Consider the following 18,964-nt stretch of genomic DNA (forward strand, 5'->3'; position numbering starts at 1 on the left):
CCGGCTCCGTCCGGCCACGGACGACCAGGAGCGAAGATGATCGAGACCAGAGGGTTGCGGAAGTCGTTCCGCTCCCGTGCCGGTCGGGACAAGAAGACCGTGGACGCCGTCCGCGGGGTCGACCTGAACGTCGCCGAGGGGGAGATCTTCGGCTTCCTCGGGCCCAACGGGGCCGGCAAGACCACCACGCTGCGGATGCTGGCCACCCTCATCGAACCCGACGGAGGCGCGGCCACGATCGCCGGCGCCGACCTGCTCCGCCAGCCCGCCGAGGTGCGCCGCCGGATCGGCTACGTCGCCCAGGGCGGCAGCACCTGGGACGAATCCACCGCCCGCGAGGAGCTCGTCCTGCACGCCCGGATGTACGGCATCCGCAAGGCCGACGCCCACCGCCGGGCGGAGCGCGCCCTGGCCGCCTTCCAGCTCACCGAGTACGCCGACCGCAAGTGCAAGACCTACTCGGGCGGCCAGCGCCGGCGGGTCGACATCGCCCTCGGCATCATCCACGAGCCACGGATCGTCTTCCTGGACGAGCCGACCAGTGGCCTCGACCCACAGAGCCGGGCCCACATGTGGGACGAGATCCGCCGGCTGCGCAGCGAGGGGATGACCGTCTTCATCACCACGCACTACCTGGACGAGGCCGACGCGCTCTGCGACCGGATCGCGATCATGGACCATGGCGAGGTGGTCGCCGAGGGAACCCCGGCCGAGCTGAAGCGCGAGATCTCCGGTGAGGTGGTCGTCGTCGGGCTGGACGCCGCCGCCACCCCGGACGCCGCCCAGCTGCTCGACTCCGAGCCGTACGTCAACAAGCTGGAGACCGTCGACGGCGGTGGCCTGCGCCTGCACGTCGACGAGGGGGCGACCGCCATCCCGCAGATCCTGCGCCGCATCGACCACGCCGGCCTCGCGCTGAGCTCCATCGAGCTGCACCGGCCCAGCCTCGACGACGTGTTCCTCACCAAGACCGGCCGCTCGCTGCGCGAGTCCTGATCCGCCCCCGACAGGAGAACCCCCGTGAAACTCGCCCGCGAAACGTGGCTGATCTTCCAGCGCCAGACACAACTGCTGCTGCGCAACCCGGTCTGGGTCGTCGTCGGCGTCTTCCAGCCGGTGATGTACCTGCTCCTCTTCGCGCCGCTGCTCAAGCCGGCCCTGAACGCGCCGACCCAGGCGGAGGCGTACAAGGTCTTCGTGCCCGGCGTGCTCGTGCTGCTGGCCATCTTCGGCGGCCTGTTCCAGGGCTTCGGCCTGATCGCCGAGCTGCGCGCCGGGATCATCGAGCGGTCCCGCGTCACCCCCGTGAGCCGGCTCGCCCTGCTGCTCGGCCGCTCGATGCGTGACGTGGTGTCGCTGCTGGTCCAGGCCGTCATCATCACCCTGCTCGCGCTGCTGTTCGACCTGCGGGTGTTCATCGGCGACCTGCTGCTGGCGTACCTGATGCTCGCCCTGATCGCACTGATGACCTCGGCCGTCTCGTACGGCGTCGCGCTCAAGGTCAAGAGCGAGGACGCGCTCGCCCCGCTGATGAACACCGTCGCGCAGCCGGTGCTGCTGCTCTCCGGCATCCTGCTGCCGCTCACCTTCGCCCCCGGCTGGCTCCAGGGCGTCGCCGTGTGGAACCCGTTCTCCTGGGCGGTCGACGGCACCCGGGCGCTGTTCGCCGGGGACCTCGGCAACGACAAGGTCTGGCAGGGGCTGGCCATCATCGCGGTGCTGGCCGCCGCCGGCGTCGGCTGGGCCGCCCGCCAGTTCGCCCGCAGCGTGCGGTGAGCCGAAGGGTGCTCTCCCGTCGCCCGCTGGATGCAGGGCAGGGGGACGCCAACCCTTACCGAGAGCTACCTCTCACCGAGGGCGGGGCACGGGTCCGGCGCGCGTAGCGTAAGGGCAGTGCCCCGCCTCACCCGTGACCGAACCACCTGGCTGGCCTACTCCCAACTGGCGCTGTGGGGCTTCTTCCTCTACGGCTTCGGCCCTGTCGTCCCGCTGCTGCGCGACGAGCAGGGCACCAGCGCCGCCGTCGCCGGCCTGCACAGCACCGCCATCGCCGTCGGCGCGCTCCTGGGCGGGGCGCTGTTCGCACCGGTCGCCCGCCGGATCGGCCGGGGCCGGACGGCCTGGCTCGGCCTCGCCGGGGTGGCCGTCGGTGTCACCGCGTTCGGCACCATCCGGCCCCTGCCCGCGACCCTCGCCGCCGTCGTGGTGATCGCCACCTTCGGGATGCTGATGATCAGCGGGGTCAACGTCATACTCACCGCTCACCACGGTTCCACCGCGTCGGCCGCCCTCACCGAGGCCAACGCCGCCTGTGCCGGCATGGGCATCCTGGCGCCGCTGCTCATCGGCGCGACCGTCGACGCGGGGCTCGGCTGGCGGCCGGTGATGGCCGTCGAGGTCGGCCTGATCGCGCTGCTCGCCCTCGCCGCCCTGACCTTCCGGGTACGCCCACCCGCCGCATCGCCGGCCCTGTCGGTCCCCGCCACATCGTCGGCTCCGTCGGTCCCCGCCACATCGTCGGTTCCGCCGGTCCCCGCCACATCGTCGGTTCCGCCGGTCCCCGCCGTGTCGCAGGTTCCGCCGGTCCCCGCCGTGTTGCCGGAGCACGGGCGCACGGGGGGCGGTCGGCTGCCCCGGCCGTACTGGATCGCCTGGTTCCTGATGGCGGTGACCGGCTCGATCGAGGTCTGCCTGTCGCTCTGGACCGCCGACGTGCTCCGCTCGCACGCGGGGCTGGGTGCCGGGGCGGCCTCGGCGGCGGTCGCCGCGATCGTCTGCGGGATGTTCCTCGGCCGGCTGGCCGGCGGCCGGGCCGCGCTGCGCTACCGGCCCGTGCCGCTGCTGCTGGTCGCGCTGGCCGTCTCGCTGACCGGGTTCGCCGTCTTCTGGGTCGCCCCGGTCGGCTGGCTGGCGGTGACCGGGCTCGTCGTGCTCGGCCTCGGCAACGCGCTGCACTACCCCCTGGCCATCTCGATCGCCCTGGCCGTCGCCGGGCCGGCCGCCGACAAGGCGGCCGGCTGGTCGTCGTACTCGATGGGGGTGGGCTTCGGGATCGCGCCGGTGGCGCTCGGCTGGGTGGCCGACGGCGTCGGCCCGCACCCGGCCTTCCTGCTGCTGCCCGGGTTCATCGCGACGGCCGCGCTGCTCACCCTGCGGCTGGGCCGCGCGCTGCGTCCGCACGACCAAGATCGACATGGCGTACGGCATGCCGGCGCCTCCCGCCCGGCCCAGCCCGCGACATCCCACACATCGATCTGATCAGGGAGGCCCGGAGGCGGTCAGCGCACCCGGGCGAGCGTCAGCCCGTCGGCGATCGGCAGCAGCACCGTCTCCACCCGGACGTCGGCCATGACCTCGTCGTTGAACGCGGCGATCGCCCGGTCGTCGGCGTTCTGCGGGGCGAGCACCCGGCCGCCGCGCAGCGTGTTGTCGACCGCGACGATGCCACCCGGACGCATCCGTGGCACCAGCTCCGCCCAGTAGACCGGATACCCGGTCTTGTCCGCGTCGATGAACGCGAAGTCCAGGTACCGGTCGTGCGGCAGCTCGCGCAGCGTCTCCCCGGCCGGCCCGATGCGCAGCTCGATCCGGTCGGCCACCCCGGCCCGCGCCCAGTACCGCCGGGCGATGCCCGTGTACTCCTCGGAGATGTCGAAGCAGGTCAGCCGCCCGTCCTCGGGCAGGCCGCGGGCGATCGCCAGGGACGACAGCCCGGTGAAGGTGCCCACCTCCACCGCCTGCCGCGCTCCGAGCAGCCGGGTGAGGAAGGTCAGGAACGCCGCCTGCTCCGGCGCCACCCGCATGCCCGCCTGGGCCGGCAGCGCGGCGAGGGTCTCCTCGACCAGGTCGGCCATCACCTCGTCCGGGGCCGAGCCGTGGGCCACGACGTACGCGTGCAGGTCCGGGGTCAGCGGCAGCGATTTGCTCATGCCTGGAAGCTAGCCGAGCGGCTCGACCGACTGGCCGCCGGGCGCGATCTTCGTCCACAAGTCGGTGATCTGTAGGTCCAGCTCGGCGAGGAGCCTGCGCAGCAGAGGCAGGGAGAGCCCGATCACCGTCCCCGGATCGCCGTCGATCCCGTCGAGGAAGGCCCCGCCCAGGCCGTCGATGGTGAACGCCCCGGCCACGGCGAGCGGCTCGTCCGTAGCGACGTACGCGGCGATCTCGTCGTCGCTGATGTCGGCGAACCGGACGGTCGTCGAGGCGACCGCCTCGGCGCGCGACTCGTGGACCACGTCGATCAGGCAGTGCCCGGTGTGCAGCACCCCGCTGCGCCCCCGCATCCGCTCCCAGCGCCCGACGGCGTCCGCCGCGTCGACCGGCTTCCCAAGGATCTCGCCGTCGAAGGCGAGCAACGAGTCGCAGCCCAGGACCAGGGTCCGCTCGTCCGGGGACGGCCGCATCCGGCCGACGACCGCCTGCGCCTTGAGCCGGGCCAGCTCCAAGCACAACTCCTCGGCGCTCTCGCTGACCACCTGGGACTCGTCGACCCCGCTCACCAGCACGTCGGGTTCGATCCCGGCGGCGTGGAGCAGCTTGCGGCGGGCGGGGCTCGCCGAGGCGAGCACGAGACGGAGTGGCATCGAGTTCGGCACGAAGCCGACGCTACCGGCTACCCCCGCCTCCACGCGTCGCGGCACGTGGCCCTTGGTTCTTTCGCCCCCGATCCCGCCTCTGATCGACTCCGTCTCAGTGACGCCGGGTGTCCCAGTGCCCCGAATTCCGCCACTTCACCGACGCGGAGTTGAGCAGAAGCGCCGGGCGGCCGATCCGATGCCGACCCCTCACCGGCTGATCCGTGGCGGCGGGTCGTCGCCACGTCGCCGCCGTCGGGCGACCAGCGCCCAAGCACCCCCGGCGGCCACGATCACACCCAACGTGGCCAGTCCTCGGGCCGTCGCCCCGCCTTCGCCCCCGTCGTTGCCGGCCGGCTCAGCGACCGCCGTCGTGCCCGGCCCGGACCGGTCCGGGGCATCCGCCGTCGCTGACTCGAAACCCAGCGGAGGTACGTCCGCCGTCAGCGCCGCGACCAGGTCGATGACGCCGTAGCCGTACTCGTCGTCCCGGCCAGGCGGGCCCTTGTCGACGGCGGTGGCGGTCAGACGGTGGACGACCTCGGTGGCGGGGAGATCAGGGTACTTGGAGCGGATCAGGGCGGCAGCACCCGCGACAATCGCAGTCGCGCTGGAGGTCCCTGTGCCCTTTGAGTACTTGCCGCCGTAGCTGGTGCTGTAGATGTCGACAGCCGGTGCTACGACGTCGAGTCCTGTGCCGGTAACCGAGACTGAAGCGTGATTGCCCTGCTGGTCGATGCCGCCAACCGAAATCACTCCCTCTTCGGTGGCGGGATACTGAATCCCTGAGTCTTCTGGGGCGTTGCCGGCGGCTGCCACTACTACAATGTCCGCTGCGAGCGCCCCTCTGACCGCTTGAATTAGGCGAGTGTTCGACCCGCCCCCGCTGGAAATGCTGATGACCTTTGCGCCGTGTGAAGTCGCGTACTCGATACCTGCAGCAAGATCGTCCGCCTCTCCCAAGTTGTATGAGGAGGAGGATATAATCGGCATGATCTTCGCCCTGGGTGCAATGCCCAGGGCGCCGCCATTTGCGTTTTGTCCGTGTGCTGCAATCAGCCCAGCCATGCTGGTTCCATGGCTATTCTGATCGCGATGGCCGTCGCCAGTTCCTCCCGCGACGACATCGATGCCGCTGAGTAGGTTTTTCTGGAGGTCTGGGTGCGGGTCGACGCCAGTGTCTGGCACCGCTACCACAACCCCTTCTCCTTGAGAAAGTCTTTGAGCTTCCGGTGCTCTAAGGAAGTTTAGGTGCCATTGGTCTGCGCGAATGTGAGCGCTGCCGTCTGTCTCGCGACCGAGCGTTGTCCTGCAAGGGTTGATCGTCAGTACATTTACCGCTAGGGCTAGTAGTGGAGCGGCAAGGCGCCACCGGGTGTTACTTCTCACCTGTCGAAGCCAATGGCCGGTCCGGGATCGATTGTTCCGTCCTCCGTCGGCGGGCGAACGACTGGCGGGACTCCCTCATTGGTAGCCCAAGGATGGTCAGGGTCCCAGCGCTGTGGGCTGGCATCACTCTGTGCGTGGGGTGAGGATCGTCCGAGTGGGCCATTCCAGCTTGGGGTGCCACTTGCTCCGAAAGAGCTGCCGAATGGAGGTGCAGCATGAGTTGCGCCAAGGTGAGGTCCGCGACCGGCACCTGGGCGGGAGCCTGCCCCGCCCGTTGGTGAAGTTCCAGCCCCTCCTCCTCCGATTACCCCCCCAATCGGGTTGATTCGTCGCGATGGATGGGTAGTGGCGGGCTGACTCACGCCCATTCCAGGAAGGCCACCAATCAAGCCGCCAGGTGGAAGGGGGCGGGGCGGGGGTGTCGGATTTAACCCGCTTGGGTTGTTGCTGCCCCACTTATCAATTGAGCCGCTCTGGTTTCCTGTCTGCCCGACAGGATTGCCTCGGCCTGGTATTCCTGATGCGTTCGGGGTGCTTTGCGGCAAGCTTATACCCGGCCCGACTGGCGGGGAGTTTTTAATGGTTTGATTTCCGGAACTAGGCGGGCTGGCTGGCGGAGTTGTGAGGCCTGCTCCGGTTCCGCCAAGAATAGGCCCCGTTCCTAGAATGGGCCCTTTTGCCGGGGCGCGACTGACCGGCAACGCCGTCCGTGGTCCCTTTACAAAAGAGCTTGACGAATCCGTAGTAGGTGCTGTGATTGGAACTGGTAGGACGGGCGGGATAACTGGGATGGTGGTGTTACCGTAGACGTCTGGGTCATTGGGCTGCCGACCAGGTCGGGATGGCGGCGGCGGGGGCTGGCGGAGCATTACCTGGGCCTGTTGGAGTTCGCCGCTGAGGCCGTACATCAGGTTCCGGGCTTGGGTGTTGAGTCGTTCCAGGTCGACGTCGGTCACCGGCTTGTCCGGTACCCGGCTGCCCATCGCCGCCTTCGGGTCCGCCAGCGTCGCCTCGTACGTCCGCTTCTGCTGGAGTTTGGTCACGTACTCGTCGTGGAGCGGCTTCAGCTCGACGCGGGCGCTGCTGATCGCGCGGGTGGCTGCGGCGAGGGCGTCGTAGTTCGCGGCGGCCGTGTCGTGGGTGCGCTGCACCTTGCCGATGAGGTCGTCAAGTTCGCCCAGGTACGCGCGGGCGGCGGCGTTGGTCGCCGGCGGCCACGCCTCGGCCAGGCCGCGCCGGTATTCCTTCAGGCGGCCCAGGTGGGCCTGGGCGAGGTCGCAGACCTTGCGCCAGCCGGCGACCTGCTTCCAGTGCCCGGCGGGGTCATGGTCCTGAATGCAGGCCCACATGCTGAGCAGGTCCATCAGCCGCCACTCGGTGAGGCCGGACGTCCGGCCGCTGCCTCGCTCGATCACGGCAACACCACCGGCCTCGGCCCGCTGCCGGGGCCGGTCGGATCGGGCAGGGTCGGTGTGGGACGGGTCGGGACGACGGCGCCGGGGTTGGCCAGGGCGCGCTCGACGTCGGAGACGCGGGCGGCGGAGAAGGCGTCGGTGTCGGCGTACTTCGTGGCGATCCTGCCGGCCGCGGCGGCCAGGCGGCCGGTGGCGCCGCCGACGGACCAGACCATCGTGGCCGTGGCCTGCTGGGTCTCGTTGTGGGCCTGGAGGAACTGCACCAGCTCCACGAAGGCGTCGGCGGGGTTGGGGATCTTCGCCTTCATGTCGTCCGCGATGTACGACAGGTGGGGCGTGTAGTTCCGCTCCACCTCGGCCTGGAGCCGGTCGGCGAAGTCGCGCAGCTGGCGGATGTCGGCCTCGATGCCGCCGAGGTCGCTCATCCAGGGCGCGGGGCGGTCCTCCTCAGGGATCATCGACCCTCCCTACCTGTCACGGCGTCGTGTCCCTGAGTGAGGTTAACGGGTGCCAGTGACGTCCGGCAGTCCCGTACGCACCCCTCGCGTCAGCGGGGCAGGCCGGAGGCGCGCCACGCGCCGGGGCCGGCGGCGGGCGTCGCGGCGGCCGGCCTGCCGCTGCGGGCCCAGCCCGAAGTGGCGACCGGTTCGGCTGCGGCGACGGGGCGGGTCCGGGTGACAACGGCGCCGACCAGGGCGGCCAGTTCCTCGGCGGTCGGCACGCCCCGGGTCACCCGCAACAGCGGCTCTTCGGCAGACATGGGCTCAGCGTACGCGTCGCGAACTTGACCTTCGCCGCACTGTGGCGTGCCGGCGGTGTACGGCGAGCCGTTGCCGGGTACCGTCTCCTGCGATGTCGAACCCGCTTCCCCAACTCGTCGCCGACCGGTACCGGCTCATCTCGCCGCTCGGCCAGGGTGGCATGGGTCGGGTGTGGAAGGCACGCGACGAGGTGCTGCACCGGGATGTGGCGATCAAGGAATTGGTCCCGCCGCCCAGCCTCACCGCGGAGGAGCGCCGCGAGATGCGGGAACGCTCGCTGCGGGAGGCCCGCGCGATCGCGCGGCTCAATAACGTCAACGTGGTCCGCATCTTCGACGTGCTGCGTACCGACGGCGATCCGTGGATCGTCATGGAGTACGTCCCGTCGAAGTCCCTTCAGGACATTCTGGCCGAGGACGGGCCGGTGTCGCTGGCCAAGGCGATCGACGTCGGCCTCGGGGTGCTCGGCGCGCTGAATGCGGCGCACAAGGCCGGCGTCATGCACCGGGACGTCAAGCCGGGCAACGTGCTGATCGGCGACGACGGCCGGGTGGTGCTGACCGATTTCGGGCTGGCCACCATCCCTGGCGACCCGAACGTGACGCGGACGGGCATGGTGCTCGGCTCCCCGGCGTACATCGCCCCGGAGCGGGCGAGGGACGGCACCGCCGGGCCGGAGGCCGACCTGTGGTCGCTGGGGGCCACCCTGTACGCGGCCGTGGAGGGCAAGTCGCCGTTCGCCCGGCCGTCGGCGATCGGCACCCTCGCCGCGCTGGCCACCGAGGAGATGCCGCCGCCGAAGAATGCCGGGCCGCTCAAGTCGGTGCTGACCGGCCTGCTGCGCAAGGACCCGGCCGAGCGGATCGACGCGGTGGCGGCGGAGCGGCTGCTGCGCCGGGCCGCCGGCCGCCGGGCGAAGGGCATCTCGCTGCTCGACGGCGTACGCCGGCCGGGGCCGAACGGCCCGCGCGAGCCGCGCCGGACCGTGGTGCCGGCCCCGCGCCCGGCCGAGCAGGCCACGGAACGGACGGTCACCCCGCCCACGCCGCGTACCCCGGGGTTCGCCGCTGCCGCTGCGACCGGTTCGGGGGCGGCCGGCGCGAGCAGCGGCGACGCGACCGCGAAGGTCCCCGCCGGCGCGGACGCCGATCCGACCGCGAAGGTGGACCGGACGACGCCGCCCACCGACGCGGATCCGACCGCGAAGGTCACCGAACCGGGTTCGGCCTTCGGCCAGCCGCCGACCGCTGACCCGACGGCGAGGATCGCCGACGGGGCGGGGACGGCCGCCGACCCGACGGCCGCGCTGTCCGAGCCGACCGCGAAGCTGTCCGAGCCGGCGACTTCGCGGGGCGGTGGCGCCCTGCGTGGTGCCGCCGACGACACGCGCGTCGAGCCGGCTGCCGACGCGCCGGTCTCGCCGCCCGCCCCGCCAAGTGAGCGGGCCACGTCCCTGATGCCGACCCCGGTGAGCCCTTCGCCGGTCTCGTCGGGCCGGGCCGCCGTCGTCGCGGGCGCCAAGCCCGACCACCGCCGGCGCAACCTGCTGATCGGCGCGCTGGTCGCGGTGCTGCTGATCGGGCTGCTGGTGGCGGTCCCGCTGCTCGGCAACGACGACGATCCGGAGGAGGGCGGCGGCCAGCAGGCCGGTGCCACGAGCACCGCCTCCGTCGCCCCGTCGGCGCCGGTGACCTCGGCGCCCACGCCGTCGCAGACGAGCGCCTCGCCGACGCCGAGCCCGACCGGGCTGGTGCTGCCCGCCGGTTGGGCCCTGCACAAGGACCCGACCGGCTTCAGCATGCCGCTGCCGAAGGGCTGGCGGCGCAGTTCGGGCAGCACGTGGGTGCAGTTCCGGGAGCCGAACGGGGTCCGCGAGGTGACCATCGACCGGACCGACAGGCCAGGGGGCGACGCCGCCGCGGCCTGGCGGGACATCGAGGGCGACCGGGGGTCGAGAGTCAACAACTACAAGAAGCTGGGCATCCGCACCGTCCCGGGCTTCTGGAAGACCTGCGCGGACTGGGAGTGGCTGGAGACCCGGGACGGCACCCGCATCCACGTCCGCAACCGCGGCTTCGTGACGGCCAAGAACCGCGGGTACGCCATCCGCTGGGAGGTCGCCGCCTCCGAGTGGGCGGCCAACCTCGACGAGTTCGAGCTGATCGCGAAGAACTTCACGCCCGACCGCCAGGACTGACCGGCGGCGGAACACGGCCGCGTCGCGGCGGGATTCCCGTCCGCGCGAGATTGACTTGCATGACCTTCCGTCGCGCGGGGTACATGACCTCCACGACGGAAGGAGGTACGACAATGGGACACCGAATCAGGGATGCCCGGCCCCGACTGGCACTGTGGATGCTCGTCGCCCTCGGCGACGTGGTGCTGCTGCTGGTGAGCGCGGGTCTGCCGGTGCTGTTCGCGCTGTTCAGCGTCGTCACCGTCACCGTCGCCGGGGTGGCCGCCTGGCGGATGACCCGGCGCGGAGCGTTGGCCCGCGAGGAGCGGATCTCCGGCCCGGTCGCGACGCCGGTGGCGTCACGGCGGAGGGCCTGACCCCGGTCGTTCAGGTGACGAGCTGGCGGCAGCCGGACCAGTTGTCGACCGTACGGTCGTAGTCGATCCCGCTGCCGCCAACTGCCTGTTCGGGTGCCAGGATCAGCCGTTGTTCGCGAGCGCGATCAGCCGGGTGCGGTCGCCGTTCCAGTAGTTGCGGTCGACGTTGCCGCTGATCCCGGAGACGGCCCCGGTGGCGGTGTACTGCCAGAAGCTGTAGAACGGCGCACCGGCCGGCAGGGTGCCCGGCGTGCTCGCCCAGCGGGCGAGCCAGAGCGGGTGGTTGGCCCAGGGGCCGGTCCAGCTGCCGGTGCACTGGTTCCACCAGCTCGTGGTCGTGTAGATGACCGCGTACCGGCTGGTGCGGGCCCGGTACGTGTTCAGGAAGTCCTGGACCCAGTTGCGCATCCCGGTCGTGCTGAGGCCGTAGCAGTACCCGCCGGCGTAGGGGTTGCCCTCGAGGTCGAGCGCGGCCGGCAGGGTGCGGCTGTCCGCCGACCAGGCGCCGCCGTTGCTGGCGAGGTAGTTGGCCTGGGCGGCGCCGGAGGAGATGTTCGGCCGGGCGAAGTGGTACGCCCCGCGAATCACCCCGGCGTTGTAGGAGTTGACGTAGTTGGCGTTGAACTGGGGGTCCTTGTAGCTCGTACCCTCGGTGGCCTTGATGAAGGCGAACTGGATGCCGGAGTTGCGCACGCTGGTCCAGTTGATCGCCCCCTGGTAGTTCGAGACGTCGATCCCGGGGGTGGTGGCAGCCGCCGCCGGGCCTGCGGTGGCGACGAGGGCGGTGGCCGCAGCCGCCACGGCGGTGATGCCCGCCGCGATCAGTCGGCGCAGCATGAGTCCGGTACGGATCATGGATTCCTCCTCAGGAGCACCAATCTATAGATAGACATCTTTGAAGCTGATTGCCTGGAATCGCAAGAGATAGTAAAGAAATTTTCATCCACGGCTTGGCTACCCGGTAGGGGCAGCGGCCGGGGCGGCGCAGCCTGGCCGGGCCGGGGCCGGGGCCGGTAGGCTCGCGCCCCATGGTGTCGATCGACGGGCTGGGCACGCTCTGGGACCGGCTGTTCACCGCGCAGCCCGACCCGCCACCGCTGCTTGTCCTCGTCACCGCCGTGGTGGCGCTGGTGGTGGTGTCCACCCGGCTGCCCTGGCGGATCGCCCGGAACGCCGTCACCATCGCCCACGAGGGCGGGCACGCCCTCGCGGCCCTGCTCACCGGCCGCCGGCTGCACGGCATCCGGCTGCACTCGGACACCTCCGGCCTGACCCTCTCGGCGGGCCGGCCGACCGGGCCCGGCATGATCCTCACCCTGCTCGCCGGGTACGTCGCCCCGTCGCTGATCGGCCTCGCCGGCGCCTGGCTGCTGGGTGGCAACCGGATCACCCTGCTGCTCTGGGTGGCCGTGGCGCTGCTGCTGGCCATGCTGGTCATGGTCCGCAACGTCTTCGGGGCGCTGTCGCTGCTGGTCACCGGCGGAGTGGTGCTCGCCGTGTCCTGGTACGCCTCCCCGCAGGTCCAGGCCGCCTTCGCCTGGACCTGCGTCTGGTTCCTGCTCCTCGGCGGCGTACGGCCGGTGGTCGAACTCCAGCGGATGCGCTCCCGGGGCCGGATGCCGGAGTCCGACGCCGACCAGCTCGCCCGGCTCACCCCGTTCCCGCCGCTGTTCTGGGTGGCGCTGTTCGCGCTGATCAACCTGCTGGCCCTGGTCGTCGGCGCGGCGCTGCTGGCCGGCCCGATCCTCACCGACGCCGGCCTGACCGTCTGACCGCCCAGCCGATCGACCGCCGAAGGGCTCGGCCGGGCGGGGCGGCCGGCAAACCGGCTGGCTGATCCGGCAACCGCGCCACCCGGCCCACGCGTGTCCACTGCGACCGACACGGGGGAGGTGGCAGGTGCCGGACGTCGACGGGTTCGACGAGTTCTACCGGGGCAGCCGGCAACGGCTGCTCGGCTTCGTCTTCGCGCTCACGGGCAATCTCGCCGAGGCGCAGGACGCGGTGCAGGAGGCGTACATCCGGGCCTGGCAGCGCTGGTCCACGGTGCGCGGCTACGACGACCCGGAGGCGTGGGTCCGGGTCGTCGCCTCCCGGATCGCGGTCAGCCGCTGGCGGAGCCTGCGCAGCCGGGCCCGGGCGTACCTGCGGCACGGCGCCGACGACACCACGCCCGCGCCGAGCACCGACACCGTCGCGGTGGTGGCCGCGCTGCGCCGGCTCCCCGAGGAACAGCGCGTCGCCCTCGCCCTGTACTACCTGCTCGGTATGCCGGTCGCCGAGGTGGCGCGGGAGACCGCAGCCCCGGTCGGCACGGTGAAGGCCCGACTCTCCCGGGGGCGGGCCGCGCTCGCCGGGCTGCTCGCCGTCTCTGACCTGGAGGAGGCCACCGATGCGTGACGACCTGACGTTCGCCGAGAGGATGCACCAGGGCCTGCGGGACGTCCGCTGGCCCGAGCCGGCGGAGATCCGGGCCCGGGCCCGCCGCCGCAGCCGGCGTACGGCGGTGGCGGCGGCGACCGCCGTGCTGGCCGTCACCTCGTTCTCCGCCGTGGCGGTCGGCGGCCGGGACGGTGCGGTCGCGCCGCTGACGTCCTGGGCCGACTGGCGGATGTTCCAGCCCGAGCCGGAGCCGGAGCCGTCCAGGCAGGCCGAGATCCCGCAGGAGGCGCTGCTGGAGCTGACTGACGTCGGCGTGCCGAGCAACGTGCGTCTGGGGGACACGGGGCTGAGGGAGTCGGTCCAGGTGGACCCGCTGCTGGAGACCTGCGCCGACGGCAGGGGACTGTCGGGGCAGCAGACGGTGTCCCGCTACTCCCGCTCGCAGACCCTGCTTCAGAAGGACATGCCCGATCAGGCATGGTCGTCGGGTGCCCCGGTCCTCACCCAGGACGTCTACCGACTCGCCCCCGGGGCGTCCGCCCGGTTCTTCATCGAACTGGACCGCGTCGTGACCGCCTGTGCCGACTGGACCGAGGTGGCACCCAGGCAGTGGGGCCTGGGCGCCGTCACGGTCTCCGTGGCGCACACCTGGCGGGCGGTCGAGCGTGACTTCGCCGGCGACGAGGCGGTCCTGCTGCGGCACGCCCTGTCGCAGCCGGTCGACGTGGCGACGGGGAAGTCCCTGGACGTGCGGTTCCCCTCGGAGACCCGGATGGTCGTCCGGGTCGGGGATTTGGTCACCGTGATCGTGCCGGCGTCCGGGCTCGGCGTCGACGGGCCGGACGCCGTCCGCGCCACGGGCGACGCGGAGCTGCTCGAACTGGGTCGTCGCGCCGCCCGGCGGCTGTGCGTCGCCGCCAACCCGTCCTGCTGAGGGCCGGCGTCGGCCGGGCTCCTGCCGGGGGTGCGTGCGCCCGACAGGAGCCCCGTCGCCCGCCTACAGCGGAATGTTGCCGTGCTTCTTCGGCGGGAGCGTCTCGCGCTTGGTGCGCAGCACCCGCAGCGCGCGGACGATCTGGGTGCGCGTCTCGTGCGGCGAGATCACCGAGTCGATGTACCCGCGCTCGGCGGCGATGTACGGGTTAGCCAGGGTGTCCTCGTACTCGGCGATCTTCTCGGCCCGCACGGCGGCCGGGTCGTCGGCCTTCGCCAGCTCCGAGCGGTACAGGATGTTCACCGCGCCCTGCGCGCCCATCACCGCGATCTGCGCGGTCGGCCAGGCGAAGTTCAGGTCCGCGCCGAGGTGCTTGGAGCCCATCACGTCGTAGGCCCCGCCGTACGCCTTGCGGGTGATCACGGTGACCTTCGGGACGGTGGCCTCGGCGTACGCGTAGATCAGCTTGGCGCCCCGGCGGATGATGCCGTCCCACTCCTGGCCGGTGCCGGGCAGGAACCCGGGGACGTCCACGAAGGTCAGCACCGGGACGTTGAACGCGTCGCAGGTGCGCACGAACCGGGCGGCCTTCTCCGACGCGGCGATGTCGAGGGTGCCGGCGAAGTGCATCGGCTGGTTGGCCACCACGCCGACCGGGCGGCCCTCGACCCGGCCGAAGCCGACCACCAGGTTCTGCGCGTAGAGCGGCTGGACCTCCAGGAACTCGCCGTCGTCGAGGACGTGCTCGATCACCCGGTGCATGTCGTACGGCTGGTTGGCCGAGTCCGGGATCAGGGTGTCCAGCTCGCGGTCGGAGTCCGTGACCGTCAGGTCGGCCGGGGCCTCGAACACCGGCGGCTCGTCCAGGTTGTTCGACGGCAGGTACGACAGCAGCGCCTTGACGTACCCGACCGCGTCCTCCTCGTCCGCGCCGAGGTAGTGCGCGTTGCCGCTGCGCGAGTTGTGCGTCCGCGCGCCACCCAGCTCCTCCATCGCCACGTCCTCGCCGGTGACCGTCTTGATCACGTCCGGGCCGGTGATGAACATGTGCGAGGTCTGGTCGACCATCACGGTGAAGTCGGTGACCGCCGGGGAGTACACCGCCCCGCCCGCGCACGGCCCCATGATCAGGGAGATCTGCGGGATGACGCCGCTGGCCCGCACGTTGCGGAAGAAGATCTCGCCGTAGAGGCCGAGCGAGGCGACACCCTCCTGGATCCGGGCCCCGCCGGAGTCGTTGATGCCGACCACCGGACAGCCGATCTTCATGGCCAGGTCCATCACCTTGACGATCTTCTCGCCGTAGACCTCGCCGAGGGAGCCGCCGAACACCGTGAAGTCCTGGGAGAAGACGCAGACCTGCCGGCCGTCGACCGTGCCGTAGCCGGTGATCACCCCGTCGCCGTACGGGCGGGTCCGCTCCAGGCCGAAGTTGGTGGACCGGTGCCGGGCGAACTCGTCCAGCTCGACGAAGGAGCCCTCGTCGAGCAGCATCTCGATCCGCTCCCGGGCGGTCTTCTTGCCCCGCGCGTGCTGCTTCTCGACCGCCCGCGCCGACCCGGCGTGCACCGCCTCGTCGACCCGTCGCTCCAGGTCCGCCAGCTTGCCGGCGGTGCTGTGGATGTTGATCCCGGTCTCGGTAGTCACCCAGGGAATATAACGATGGTTCAGGCCGACGCCGGTGTGCAGTACGCCTCAGTGCGGGCTCCGCCGAAGGGACCAGGCCGGCCGCCGGGGCTGGCCGTAGGCTGACGGAATGCCCGGCTCCCCGTACACCGACCTGGACCGCCCGCCGCTGTCGGTGGCCCGGCTGCGCCGTGCGCTGGTCGCCCCGCACGGGCCCTGGCGGCACCTCGACCTGCGTGCCGAGACCGGCTCCACCAACGCCGACGTCGCCGAGGCTGCCCAGGCGGGGGAGCCGGAAGGGCTGGTCGTGGTCGCCGAGCGGCAGACCGCCGGCCGGGGCCGGCGCGGCCGGGCCTGGCAGTCGCCGCCCCGCGCGGGCCTCGCGACCAGCGTGCTGCTGCGGCCCGGCGAGGCCGTCGCGGAGCGCGGCTGGCCGCCGGCCCCGGCCTCGGGGTACGGCTGGCTGCCGCTGCTCGCCGGCGTCGCACTGGTCGAGACGGTGACCCGGCTGGCCGAGCTGGACGCCGCCCTGAAATGGCCCAACGACCTGCTCGTCGGCGACGCGAAGTGCGCCGGCATCCTGGCCGAGGCGGTGCCCGGCCCGGCCCCGGACCGGCCGACGGCGGTCGTGCTCGGCATCGGCCTCAACGTCACCCTGGGGGCCGCCGAGCTGCCGGAGAACCCGACCGGCCTGCCCGCCACCTCGCTGAAACTGGCCGGGGCCGCCGCCACCGACCGGGACCCGCTGCTGCGCGCCCTGCTGCGCTCCCTCGCCGACTGGTACGACCGGTGGCGCTCCGCCGGCGGGGACGCGCTGGCCAGCGGCCTGCGTGACGCCTACCTGGCGGCCTGCGGCACCGTCGGTCGGCCGGTGCGGGTGCTGCTGCCCGGCGGCGACGAGGTCACCGGCACCGCCACCGGCGTCGACCCCGACGGCCAGCTCGTCGTCGACACCCCCGCCGGCCCGCGCGCCCTCGCGGCCGGCGACGTCCTGCACCTGCGCTAGCCGCCAGGTCCTGCACCTGGCGGCAGCCGCCACGGTGGGAACCACCGCACCGGCTGATCCAACCGGTGGCGTCGACCGGTTACGGTCAGCGCGTCCGTTCTGCGAGGAGGTTTCCGTGGCGTTTCCCGAAGACGTGCTCACCGAGGACGAGCACGTCGTGCTGCACCTGCATCCGCACTGGAAGGCGGTGGCGCGGCCGGTGCTGGTGCTGGTCCTCGCCGTCGCCGCCGTGGTGGCGGCCTGGATCCTGCTCCCGGACGGCGAGGCCTCGACCATCGCCCTGTACGTGGTCGCGGGGCTCGCCCTGCTGCTCGTGCTCTGGTTCGGGCTCTGGCCGTTCCTGGTCTGGCGCAGCACGCACTACCTGTTCACCAACGAGCGGGTGTTGCTCCAGCAGGGGGTGCTCTCCCGGGACCGGCGGGACATCCCGCTCACCCGGATCAACGACCACGCGATGAGCCAGCGTTTCGTCGAGCGGCTGCTCGGCTGCGGCACGCTCACCATCGAGTCGGCCGGCGAGCGTGGCCAGTCGATGCTGACCGACGTCCCAGGGGTGGACCGGGTGCAGACCAAGCTGTACGAGCTGGTCGAGGCACACCACGACCGGCACTCCCTCGGCGACGGCGAGATGCGCGAGATCCTCGCCGACATGCGCGAGGGCAAACCCCTCCGCGACCCCACCCTCTAACCGCACCCACCCCCAACCCCAGCCACGCAAGCCTCTTGATCACTGCGTGAGCCCGCGCCGGGGCGTGGGGTGGGGTTGGGGTGGGTCAGGTGGGGCGGAGGGTGAACCAGCCGCGGAAGCGGGTGCGGAGCACCTCGCGGTCCGGCTGGTCGTCCGGCCCGAGGCGGAACATCGTGCCGGTGAGGCTGACCGTGCCGAGCCCCGGCCGGGCGGCGGACGGGCGGCTGCCCGCCACGTCCAGGCGCACCGCCAGGCGGTCGCCGGCCCGTACGGGGGCCAGCCAGCGCAGCTCCTCCAGGCCGGGGGAGGCGTCGGCCGCGGCCCGGGCCAGCACGTGATCGACGTACGCGCGCATGAAGAGGCTGACCGTGTAGAAGCCGCTGGCGATCAGCCCGCCGTGGTGGCTCGCGGCGGCCTGCTCGGGGTCGACGTGGTACCACTGCGGGTCGAACCGGCGGGCGAAGGCGACCATCTCGTCGCCGTCCACCCGCACAATGCCCAGGTCGAAGGTGCGCCCGGGGGTCAGGTCCTCGAAGAACAGCTCGGCCGGTGCGCCCGTGCCCGAGCGCACCGGAGGAGCCACCGGAGCCGGCGGGACGGCGCTGTCGCCCGGCATGGTGGCCGGCGTCTCCTGGTCGGCCGGTCGGCCCTGGCTCGGGACCGGCCCGGTGCCGATGGTGCCGGTCTGGTCCGGGACGACCCGTCCGGCCTGATCCCGGGTGGTGGGGTCGACACCGGCAGGGCTCGTTTCCGACCCGTCGAAGCCGGGACGATCGGGCTGTGGCGTGGCGAGGCCGGGACGGTCGGGGCCGTGCTGTGGCGTGGCGGCGGGGGCGGGGTGGTCCGGGTCGGTCCCCGGCGTGGCGATGCCGGTCATGTCGCGGCTCACCGCCGGCGCCGGCGGGTGCCGGCGTGCAGCTCGTCGGCGAGTTCCGCCGCCAGCTCACCGTCGAGCGAGGCCCCGAGCGCGGCGTCGGTCGGCGCGGGACGCCCCTGTGCGGGGGCGGCGCCGTCGCAGCGGGCCGCCGGCCGTCGCGGGGCGGGCCCGGGCTCGGCTTCCTCCAACTCGCTGACCGACTCGGCCAGCTCGGCGACCGGGTCCATCTCGGCCATCGTGTCCCACTCGTCTCTGGGGATGGTGTGCCAGGTGTCCGCCTGTGGCTCGACCGGCGCGGGCTGGAAGACGAACGTCCGGTACGACCAGAAGCGGAAGAGGGTGGCCAGCAGCACGCCGCCGGTCTTCGCCACGTTCAGGGCGAGCAGGCTGGTCATGCCGAGGCCGTACTTGGCCGCCGCCAGGACGCCGAGTTCGATGATTAGTCCGGTCGCGTTGAACAGGAAGAAAAGGACGTATTCGCGACGCAGTGCCGATTTCGGGCGATCTCGGTACGTCCAGTGGCGATTCATTAGATACGACGTGATCGTCGCCACCACGGTGGCGATGCCCGTCGCCTTGAGCTGACCGTCCCGGAAAACGGTGAGTGCCAGGGCGTTGAACACCGCGTAATTGATGACGGTGTTGATGCCGCCGACGATGCCGAATTTGAGCGCCTCGTGGATGAACTTCTGCCAGCGCTCGGGCAGCAGACGGACAAGACGCATGCGCAACACCTTAGGCGAGTGGGCGGGGCCGGTT

General features: G+C 71.9%; 20 protein-coding genes. 11 read left to right on the forward strand and 9 right to left on the reverse strand.

From position 1 onward, the window contains the following. Positions 1–36 precede the first annotated feature (36 nt). The 3 genes from GVV04_RS10205 to GVV04_RS10215 all read left to right on the forward strand — a co-directional run bounded on the left by GVV04_RS10205 (position 37) and on the right by GVV04_RS10215 (position 3,258). The gene (locus tag GVV04_RS10205) at positions 37–996 is read left to right on the forward strand and encodes an ATP-binding cassette domain-containing protein (protein WP_161686994.1); all 960 of its coding nucleotides are present in this window, start codon (positions 37–39) and stop codon (positions 994–996) included. A gap of 24 nt (positions 997–1,020) precedes the next feature. Then, positions 1,021–1,776, forward strand: coding sequence for an ABC transporter permease (locus GVV04_RS10210; RefSeq protein ID WP_161686996.1), 756 nt, complete (start codon positions 1,021–1,023; stop codon positions 1,774–1,776). A 117-nt stretch (positions 1,777–1,893) separates the two neighbouring features. After that, positions 1,894–3,258 (forward strand): MFS transporter, encoded by a 1,365-nt coding sequence (locus tag GVV04_RS10215; RefSeq protein ID WP_161686998.1) that lies wholly within the window; start codon positions 1,894–1,896, stop codon positions 3,256–3,258. Positions 3,259–3,278: 20 nt separating this feature from the next. Here GVV04_RS10215 and GVV04_RS10220 read toward each other — a convergent pair whose 3' ends face one another. The 3 genes from GVV04_RS10220 to GVV04_RS10230 form a co-directional block, all read right to left on the reverse strand. Then, positions 3,279–3,929: an O-methyltransferase gene (locus tag GVV04_RS10220; RefSeq protein WP_161687000.1), complete on the reverse strand. Its 651-nt coding sequence runs from the start codon at positions 3,927–3,929 to the stop codon at positions 3,279–3,281. Positions 3,930–3,938: 9 nt separating this feature from the next. After that, positions 3,939–4,595: a Maf family protein gene (locus tag GVV04_RS10225; RefSeq protein WP_161687002.1), complete on the reverse strand. Its 657-nt coding sequence runs from the start codon at positions 4,593–4,595 to the stop codon at positions 3,939–3,941. A gap of 189 nt (positions 4,596–4,784) precedes the next feature. Beyond that, positions 4,785–5,963, reverse strand: coding sequence for a S8 family serine peptidase (locus tag GVV04_RS10230; RefSeq protein WP_407938783.1), 1,179 nt, complete (start codon positions 5,961–5,963; stop codon positions 4,785–4,787). Between the two features lie 960 nt (positions 5,964–6,923). Between GVV04_RS10230 and GVV04_RS34340 the strand changes: the two genes are divergently transcribed. Continuing rightward, positions 6,924–7,082: a hypothetical protein gene (locus GVV04_RS34340; RefSeq protein WP_161687004.1), complete on the forward strand. Its 159-nt coding sequence runs from the start codon at positions 6,924–6,926 to the stop codon at positions 7,080–7,082. A gap of 292 nt (positions 7,083–7,374) precedes the next feature. On the opposite strand, the gene GVV04_RS10240 is transcribed toward GVV04_RS34340, so the two are convergent. Continuing rightward, positions 7,375–7,836 carry a hypothetical protein gene (locus GVV04_RS10240; protein WP_161687006.1) on the reverse strand — a complete coding sequence of 154 codons (462 nt, stop codon included), beginning with the start codon at positions 7,834–7,836 and terminating at the stop codon, positions 7,375–7,377. Between the two features lie 89 nt (positions 7,837–7,925). Then, the gene (locus tag GVV04_RS10245; protein ID WP_161687008.1) at positions 7,926–8,138 is read right to left on the reverse strand and encodes an acyl-CoA carboxylase subunit epsilon; all 213 of its coding nucleotides are present in this window, start codon (positions 8,136–8,138) and stop codon (positions 7,926–7,928) included. A gap of 92 nt (positions 8,139–8,230) precedes the next feature. Here GVV04_RS10245 and GVV04_RS10250 point away from each other — a divergent pair, with 92 nt between their 5' ends. Continuing rightward, positions 8,231–10,336, forward strand: a complete 2,106-nt coding sequence (locus GVV04_RS10250; protein ID WP_161687010.1) for a serine/threonine-protein kinase — start codon at positions 8,231–8,233, stop codon at positions 10,334–10,336. 113 nt (positions 10,337–10,449) lie between these two features. After that, a complete protein-coding gene (locus tag GVV04_RS10255) occupies positions 10,450–10,692 on the forward strand; it encodes a hypothetical protein (protein ID WP_161687012.1) in 243 nt (80 codons plus the stop codon). A 102-nt stretch (positions 10,693–10,794) separates the two neighbouring features. Here GVV04_RS10255 and GVV04_RS10260 read toward each other — a convergent pair whose 3' ends face one another. Beyond that, complete coding sequence (locus GVV04_RS10260; protein WP_161687014.1) at positions 10,795–11,547, reverse strand: GH25 family lysozyme; 753 nt, start codon at positions 11,545–11,547, stop codon at positions 10,795–10,797. A 173-nt stretch (positions 11,548–11,720) separates the two neighbouring features. On the opposite strand from GVV04_RS10260, the gene GVV04_RS10265 reads away from it, so the two are divergent. The 3 genes from GVV04_RS10265 (at position 11,721) to GVV04_RS10275 (ending at position 14,008) form a co-directional block, all read left to right on the forward strand. Then, a complete protein-coding gene (locus GVV04_RS10265; protein ID WP_161687016.1) occupies positions 11,721–12,464 on the forward strand; it encodes a M50 family metallopeptidase in 744 nt (247 codons plus the stop codon). Positions 12,465–12,591: 127 nt separating this feature from the next. After that, entirely contained in the window at positions 12,592–13,092 is a 501-nt protein-coding gene (locus tag GVV04_RS10270) for a SigE family RNA polymerase sigma factor (RefSeq protein WP_161687018.1), read from the forward strand. Then, the gene (locus GVV04_RS10275) at positions 13,085–14,008 is read left to right on the forward strand and encodes a hypothetical protein (protein ID WP_161687020.1); all 924 of its coding nucleotides are present in this window, start codon (positions 13,085–13,087) and stop codon (positions 14,006–14,008) included. Before GVV04_RS10270 ends, GVV04_RS10275 begins: the two co-directional genes overlap by 8 nt. 63 nt (positions 14,009–14,071) lie before the next feature. Here the strand turns inward: GVV04_RS10275 and GVV04_RS10280 are convergent, their stop codons facing one another. Next, positions 14,072–15,655 (reverse strand): acyl-CoA carboxylase subunit beta, encoded by a 1,584-nt coding sequence (locus GVV04_RS10280; protein ID WP_161687022.1) that lies wholly within the window; start codon positions 15,653–15,655, stop codon positions 14,072–14,074. Between the two features lie 109 nt (positions 15,656–15,764). Between GVV04_RS10280 and GVV04_RS10285 the strand changes: the two genes are divergently transcribed. Then, entirely contained in the window at positions 15,765–16,640 is an 876-nt protein-coding gene (locus GVV04_RS10285; RefSeq protein WP_161687024.1) for a biotin--[acetyl-CoA-carboxylase] ligase, read from the forward strand. Positions 16,641–16,755: 115 nt separating this feature from the next. Next, positions 16,756–17,328, forward strand: a complete 573-nt coding sequence (locus tag GVV04_RS10290; RefSeq protein WP_161687026.1) for a PH domain-containing protein — start codon at positions 16,756–16,758, stop codon at positions 17,326–17,328. A gap of 85 nt (positions 17,329–17,413) precedes the next feature. Here GVV04_RS10290 and GVV04_RS10295 read toward each other — a convergent pair whose 3' ends face one another. Together GVV04_RS10295 and GVV04_RS10300 are read right to left on the reverse strand one after the other, a co-directional pair. Then, positions 17,414–18,205, reverse strand: coding sequence for a MaoC/PaaZ C-terminal domain-containing protein (locus GVV04_RS10295; RefSeq protein ID WP_201753281.1), 792 nt, complete (start codon positions 18,203–18,205; stop codon positions 17,414–17,416). 8 nt (positions 18,206–18,213) lie between these two features. Further along, a complete protein-coding gene (locus GVV04_RS10300) occupies positions 18,214–18,930 on the reverse strand; it encodes a GtrA family protein (RefSeq protein ID WP_161687027.1) in 717 nt (238 codons plus the stop codon). Positions 18,931–18,964 lie beyond the last annotated feature (34 nt).

This window comes from Micromonospora rubida (genome assembly GCF_009908295.1).
GTDB lineage: Bacteria > Actinomycetota > Actinomycetes > Mycobacteriales > Micromonosporaceae > Micromonospora > Micromonospora rubida.

Bases quoted from the DNA above. Each gene is read 5' to 3' on its own strand.
- GVV04_RS10205 (WP_161686994.1), top strand. From the start codon at position 37: ATGATCGAGACCAGAGGGTTGCGGAAGTCGTTCCGCTCCCGTGCCGGT.
- GVV04_RS10220 (WP_161687000.1), bottom strand. From the start codon at position 3,929: ATGAGCAAATCGCTGCCGCTGACCCCGGACCTGCACGCGTACGTCGTG.
- GVV04_RS10240 (WP_161687006.1), bottom strand. From the start codon at position 7,836: ATGATCCCTGAGGAGGACCGCCCCGCGCCCTGGATGAGCGACCTCGGC.
- GVV04_RS10245 (WP_161687008.1), bottom strand. From the start codon at position 8,138: ATGTCTGCCGAAGAGCCGCTGTTGCGGGTGACCCGGGGCGTGCCGACC.
- GVV04_RS10250 (WP_161687010.1), top strand. From the start codon at position 8,231: ATGTCGAACCCGCTTCCCCAACTCGTCGCCGACCGGTACCGGCTCATC.
- GVV04_RS10255 (WP_161687012.1), top strand. From the start codon at position 10,450: ATGGGACACCGAATCAGGGATGCCCGGCCCCGACTGGCACTGTGGATG.
- GVV04_RS10260 (WP_161687014.1), bottom strand. From the start codon at position 11,547: ATGATCCGTACCGGACTCATGCTGCGCCGACTGATCGCGGCGGGCATC.
- GVV04_RS10265 (WP_161687016.1), top strand. From the start codon at position 11,721: ATGGTGTCGATCGACGGGCTGGGCACGCTCTGGGACCGGCTGTTCACC.
- GVV04_RS10275 (WP_161687020.1), top strand. From the start codon at position 13,085: ATGCGTGACGACCTGACGTTCGCCGAGAGGATGCACCAGGGCCTGCGG.
- GVV04_RS10285 (WP_161687024.1), top strand. From the start codon at position 15,765: ATGCCCGGCTCCCCGTACACCGACCTGGACCGCCCGCCGCTGTCGGTG.
- GVV04_RS10295 (WP_201753281.1), bottom strand. From the start codon at position 18,205: ATGACCGGCATCGCCACGCCGGGGACCGACCCGGACCACCCCGCCCCC.
- GVV04_RS10300 (WP_161687027.1), bottom strand. From the start codon at position 18,930: ATGCGTCTTGTCCGTCTGCTGCCCGAGCGCTGGCAGAAGTTCATCCAC.